Genomic DNA, 5473 nt, shown 5'->3' with positions numbered 1-5473 from the left:
GGCCAAGACATACGCAATTTCAAGCGCTGGTATCCGCCTGACCGTCGAATCGTAGGAGTTCCAGCCGCGATCCCTGCTTCATAGGAGACGCCCCCGAATTTAGCCACTCCCCGGCAAGTGCCGCCTGGCTGCAAGAGTCGCGGTCGAATACTTGGCCTTGCAAGCGCGTGGCTTGCGCGTAAACTGCCCGAGTCTAGAGGCGCGGCGTGCTGAGCACCAGCGCAACCAAGACGGCAAGGAGCATCCATGACAACGTTCAAGGTGGGATATTTCGTCGGCAGCCTGTCCTCCACGTCAATCAATCGCTTGTTGGCGAAAGCGCTCGTGCGGCTCGCGCCTAAGGGACTCGAGATGACCGAGATTCCCATCAAGGACCTTCCCCTATACAGCGCCGACTACGACGCCGACTATCCGCCGGTGGCGCGTTCCTTCAAGCAGGCAATCTCCGATGTCGACGCGGTGCTGTTCGTCACTCCGGAATACAACCGCTCGATCCCTGGCGGCCTGAAGAACGCGATCGACTGGGCCAGCCGGCCCTGGGGGCAGAATTCCTTCGCGCGCAAGGCTTCGGGGGTCATCGGCACCTCGCCCGGCTCGATTGGAACCGCGGTAGCGCAGCAGAGCCTGCGCGGAGTGCTGTGCTTCTGCAATTCGCCGCTGATGAACACGGTGGAGGCGTACGTCCAGTTCACTCCCGGACTCATCACCGCTGAGGGCGAAGTGACCTCGGAAGCGACGGCTGAGTTCCTGCGTAACTACCTGATCGAATTCCACGCCTTCATCGCCCGGGTCCTGACGGTGCTGCCGCGCGACGCTTGAACTTCGATTGCCAGGAAAAGCTGTCGTTCAAGGTGGCGTCCGCAAGCGTAGCGAAGCGGCGAAGGAGCGCATAAGAAGCAACCTGACGGCCCGCTGGAACCTACGCTCGTGAAAGGATCATGGCATGAGCGGCTATCTGAAAGACAGTCAGTGGCATGAGGGCTGGTACGACACGGGCAAGATCGCGGGCGAGTTTGTGCGCACCACCTCGAGGTTCCGCAGTTGGATCACCGCCGGCGGTGCGAGCGGCTACCGTGCCGAACCCGGCCGCTACCACCTGTACGCTTGCCTGCCCCTGGGCGCACCGCACGCTCATCGCGCGTGTGCTGAAAGGGCTTGAGGACGCGATCTCGATACCGGTGGTCGAGCCTGTCATGACGCAGGGCTGGGGCTTTAGCGACGCGTAGAAGAAAGTGATTCAATTCCAAACGCAACGGTAAAAGTGATACTGCCTGTGTGCTGGAGAGTCCCTTGCACGGCCCAAGCCGCATGCAGCAAGGGTTTGGCTCTTCCGGAAAGATTTACTTTCTTCTACGGCTCGGCTTCAAGGTCTTTGATCGAGCGGCGGTGACGATCGCCGGCGTCGAGTTGCTGCATCCCATTCGCAAGGGACAGTTCAATCTTCGCCGGTTGCGCCTTCAAGGCCCATCCGCGCCCGCGATCTGGAACGCGGTGCTTTCGGCCTGACCGGCGCGCACTCGCGCGGCTATTCGGCCACGTCGAAAATTCGCGCTAGAGCCAGGCCAAGCTCCAACACGTTTAGGTGACAGAGCCAACGAAAAAGACCCGCCGCAGCGGGTCTAAATTTCTTGGGGGAGGCGCCGACTAGCGGGGCTTCAAACCCACGACCTCGATTTGCACGCGGCGGTTTTGCGAGCGCCCCAGTGCGGTTCCGTTGTCGGCAACCGGCTGCGCTTCGCCCTTGCCTTCAACGTAAATGCGCTTGATGTCCACGCCCTTGGAGACCAGGTAGGCCTTGACCGCTTCGGCGCGGCGCACGGACAGTCGCTCGTTGTAGCCGTCGCTGCCGACCGAGTCGGTGTAGCCGATGGCAACCACCGCATCGAGAGTCACGGGTTGCAGGCGCGCGGCGAGCTCGTCGAGCTTCGCGCGGCCCTGGGGCTTGAGCTCGATCTTGTCGAAGTCGAACAGGGCGTCGGCCGCGAAGGTGACCTTCTCGCTGACCGGGGCCACGACCACCGCGGGCGCAGCCGAGGCTGGCTGGGCCACGGGGGCCGCCACGGATACGGCAGCCGTGGTCACTGTGCGGGCCGCAGCGGCAGTCACAGGCAGCTCGCTGGCCGCCGTCGCCGCGCCGAAACGATAGACCAGGCCCACGGACGCCATGTCGATGTCGCCGCGGTTGCCCACCGCGTCATTGATGCGGTAGCGCTCGAGCTCGGCGCGCACCGACAGGGCAGGCGTGAAGGCGTACTGCACGCCGATGCCGGCCTTCCAGTTGGTGGCGCTCTCGCGCGGATTAGGGTTGTTGACCACGACCATGCCGGTGCCGCGGAAGTCGTCGCGTGCTTGAGCGTAGGTCATGCCGGCGCGGCCGATGACCGAGAACCGGTCCGTCAGGGGCAGCGTGCCGACCACATCGAGGTTCAGGCCCCGCATCTTGGTCTGGCCGTCCAGCGTCCCAGCGGGTGTCGTGCCCGCCTTGTAGGCGAACTTGCCCAGACTGAACACGCCTGCTTCGACCGCGAAGTTCCGGTTGAACTGGTAGCCGCCGTACAGCTTGCCACCAAAGGACTTGTTGTCGGCCGCGAAGCTGTCGACGGTGAAGCCATCGCTGACCAGGGTCTCGCGGATGCGCGGCTCGTCGACGCGAGCGCTGGTGGCGCCGGCGCTGACGCCGCCGTAGAAGCCGGAGCTTGCGTTGTCGCTTTGGGCCACGGCCGAAGTGGTGCCTGCCGCGAGTGCCACGAGGGCGATTGCCGAAGCAATGGGGGTGAATTTCATGGGGATACTTTCTTGGGAGAACAAGAGCCGGCATCTCGCCGGCTCGAGCTCTTGTTACAGGCAGCCAGCCGGCGCGTTGGTGCTACCGGGGACGGACACAACGTTGTGGTCGAACACGAAGGCCCCCGAGGTGAAGGCACCTGCGAACATGCGGCCGCACGAGGTGGCGAGCGTCTGCATCGTGATGTCCGCGCCGGCGAGCACGTTGCCGTTCCAGTCGGCGTAGTTGCCAATCGTGGCGGACGCGCCCGCTTGCCAGAACACGTTCGAGGCCTTCGCACCGTTGGTGAGCAGGATGCGCACATGAGCAGCCGGCGTCGGGGCGCCAGGCGTGGCGGTGATGGAGCTGCCGGCCTGGAACACGAACACTGCGTTGGCGTCGCCCCCGCCGTCGAGCGTCACGTCACCGGCCACGGTGATGGTCGAGCCCGAGGTGTAGACGCCCGGGGTGAAGTAGTTCAGGCCAGCGACTGCCGGGCTTCCGGTCGGTGCGCCGATGCTGGTGGTGGCCAGCGTCGTGCCGCCACCCAACGAACCTGCTGCCGGGGGGCCGCTCGGCGGGGTGATGCTCAGGTAGGCCGCGCGCAGGGCGTCGGTCACTTGCTGGGCGAGCGTCGTGTTCGGATAGGTCGGAGTGACCACCGTGCCGTTGATGCTCGGCACAGCGCCGCCGCACAGGCCAAAGTTTCCGCTTCCGCCAACCGCCACGGAGTTGCAGGTGTCCGTCGGGTTGAGTACTGCGTCGCCGTTGATGAGCGTTGCAGCCGTGTTGCTTGCACCGGCGGTTGCCGCGATGGCGAAGGAAGACGCAGCGCCGAAGTTCACGGGGCTCGGCGCCACGACCGGGGCGGCGGCGGTACGGAAAGTCCAGGTGGTGGCACAGGCCGGGGGCGCAGCAGCTCCGTTGGGCTCGAAGACGACCAGGTAGTCGGTAGCGGGCTTGAGCGACGAGGACGTGACGTAGGCAGCCATTTGCGTGCCGGCTTCGTAGCCGACGGACGCGGGCACCATCGCCGGCTGGCCCAGTTCGGCGACCTTGAAGGTGCTGCTATTGATGACGCTGGCGTCCACGGGGCCGTTGAGGGTCGCAGTGATGCGCTTGCCGCCGTTGGCGACACCGCTGGTGGCCGTGGAGGCGGCCTGGTTGCCGGCAGTGGGGTCCGTGAACGTCACGGTCACCGGGCACAGCGGCGGCACAGCCACAGGAGGCACGACAGGCACCAGGACAGGAACGGGCGGCGGCGGGACGGTGGGCGGAGTGACGGCACCGGGCGGAGCGACCAGAACCGCGTTGCTGACGTCAGCCCCCAGAATCGGGGCCTTACCGCCGCCGCCGCCACCACATCCGGCGATGAGCGCGCACGCGGCGAGCGAAATGCCCAGGAGGGCGCCAGAAAAACCTGTTTTGAACATGCTACTGCTTTCAATCATTTAAACGCGCACGTTCCTTACGGTGATTGCTCAATTCAATCGAGCAAGCACAGTGAAAAAGGTGCTCAGGGGGTGTCGAGCATGCGTGCGAAGAGTCGGCCGCTTGCAATGGCATGCGCTTCCTCTTCGCAGTTACGGATGGCGGCGTAACACTGTGTCACCGCATCCTTTCCGTTGTAAGGCTCAGAAGAACGGAAAAACACCGTAGCAGATGGCAACCAGTTCCAGGCCGCAAGAACCTTGGACCCTTGGAACCACAGGGGAGGACTTCACCTCGTACGGCGCCGCGCCGGCCAATCGGACTGCGTCATCCTTTATGGGCTGCAAAGTCGACTCGGTGAGTCGCACCCCCTTCCAGAGCCCCGAGGCAGCTTGATGCCGGACCTGACGTAGCAGGCGCTCGTCGCATCCGCTGGAAGTCGGATGACCGCATGAACGCCGCCAACACGCCAAGGTGACAGAGCCTTGAGAAATCCATCGGCTGGACAGATGGATTCCATCGAAACAAACAGGCTTCACCGGGAGACTTCTGGCTTCTAACCTTCAGGCCAAGTCATCGCAAATCGCGCTTTCCTTCAAGCCGCCGACTTCAAACGGTCCCCGCGATGACGCTGTTGAATGCGCATCGCATTCGCTACCCAGGAGTTCATCATGAGCAAGGTTCTTGTCCTCTACTATTCTTCGTACGGCCACATCGAGACGATGGCCGAAGGCGCCCGCAGCGCCCGCCGGCGCCCAGGTGGATGTCAATCGCGTACCGGAGACGGTGCCGGCGGAAGTCGCGAAGAACGCGCACTTCAAGCTCGGACCAAGCGGCACCGGTGGTCACCGTGGCCGAACTCGAGAACTACGACGCGATCATCGTCGGCACCGGCACGCGCTTCGCGCCGGATCTCCTCGCAGATGGCGGCGTTCCTTGACCAGGCGGGCGGCCTGTGGGCACGCGGCGCGCTCAATGGCAAGGTCGGCGGCGCGTTCAGCTCAGCGGCCACGCAGCACGGCGGCCAGGAGATGACGCTGTTCTCGATCTGTCTTGGCTCGTCTGGCGTCGTCTCGATGCCCGCAAGGAGCGCTCGCGCAGCGGAAACACTTGAAGCCGAGCATCGGCCTCACGATGCGTTTGACGGCCCGACGGTCTTGCTCGACGATGTTGTTACCCGGCATGCTTAACCCGCGCGCCATCCCGGCGCACGGGTCGATGCCTCGGCGGAGTATCGTGCTCGCACCGGGATAGGGGCGACGGGAGCATGCTTTGCGG

Annotated in this window: 4 protein-coding genes and 3 pseudogenes; 4 read left to right on the top strand and 3 right to left on the bottom strand. The window is 64.5% G+C overall.

Going from position 1 to position 5473, the window contains the following annotated elements; translation table 11 throughout:
• Positions 1 to 246 precede the first annotated feature (246 nt).
• From QTI66_RS39190 to QTI66_RS40110, 3 genes and pseudogenes are all read left to right on the top strand, one after another.
• Positions 247 to 819, top strand: a complete 573-nt coding sequence (locus QTI66_RS39190; protein WP_286565770.1) for an NADPH-dependent FMN reductase — start codon at positions 247 to 249, stop codon at positions 817 to 819.
• 124 nt (positions 820 to 943) lie between these two features.
• The gene (locus tag QTI66_RS39185; protein ID WP_286565773.1) at positions 944 to 1159 is read left to right on the top strand and encodes a hypothetical protein; all 216 of its coding nucleotides are present in this window, start codon (positions 944 to 946) and stop codon (positions 1157 to 1159) included.
• Positions 1160 to 1356: 197 nt separating this feature from the next.
• Positions 1357 to 1506: pseudogene (locus QTI66_RS40110) on the top strand (IS6 family transposase); the annotation flags it as partial.
• A 138-nt stretch (positions 1507 to 1644) separates the two neighbouring features.
• Here QTI66_RS40110 and QTI66_RS39175 read toward each other — a convergent pair.
• On the bottom strand, positions 1645 to 2784 hold the full coding sequence (locus QTI66_RS39175) for an OmpA family protein (RefSeq protein WP_286565769.1): 1140 nt from the start codon (positions 2782 to 2784) through the stop codon (positions 1645 to 1647).
• A gap of 54 nt (positions 2785 to 2838) precedes the next feature.
• Positions 2839 to 4197, bottom strand: a complete 1359-nt coding sequence (locus tag QTI66_RS39170; protein ID WP_286565768.1) for an ice-binding family protein — start codon at positions 4195 to 4197, stop codon at positions 2839 to 2841.
• Between the two features lie 669 nt (positions 4198 to 4866).
• On the opposite strand from QTI66_RS39170, the pseudogene wrbA reads away from it, so the two are divergent.
• Positions 4867 to 5244, top strand: a pseudogene (gene wrbA, locus QTI66_RS39165) (NAD(P)H:quinone oxidoreductase); the annotation flags it as partial.
• A gap of 23 nt (positions 5245 to 5267) precedes the next feature.
• On the opposite strand, the pseudogene QTI66_RS39160 reads toward wrbA, so the two are convergent.
• Positions 5268 to 5370 (bottom strand): annotated as a pseudogene (locus QTI66_RS39160) (IS6 family transposase); the annotation flags it as partial.
• Positions 5371 to 5473: the final 103 nt, after the last annotated feature.

It is taken from the genome of Variovorax brevis, from assembly GCF_030317105.1.
Lineage (GTDB): Bacteria > Pseudomonadota > Gammaproteobacteria > Burkholderiales > Burkholderiaceae_C > Variovorax > Variovorax brevis.
Note: the sequence above shows the minus strand (reverse complement) of the source record. Positions and strands in the feature narration are given on the sequence as shown.

Coding starts and splice junctions, on each gene's coding strand:
- QTI66_RS39170 (WP_286565768.1), bottom strand. CDS start 4,197: ATGTTCAAAACAGGTTTTTCTGGCGCCCTCCTGGGCATTTCGCTCGCC.
- QTI66_RS39175 (WP_286565769.1), bottom strand. CDS start 2,784: ATGAAATTCACCCCCATTGCTTCGGCAATCGCCCTCGTGGCACTCGCG.
- QTI66_RS39185 (WP_286565773.1), top strand. CDS start 944: ATGAGCGGCTATCTGAAAGACAGTCAGTGGCATGAGGGCTGGTACGAC.
- QTI66_RS39190 (WP_286565770.1), top strand. CDS start 247: ATGACAACGTTCAAGGTGGGATATTTCGTCGGCAGCCTGTCCTCCACG.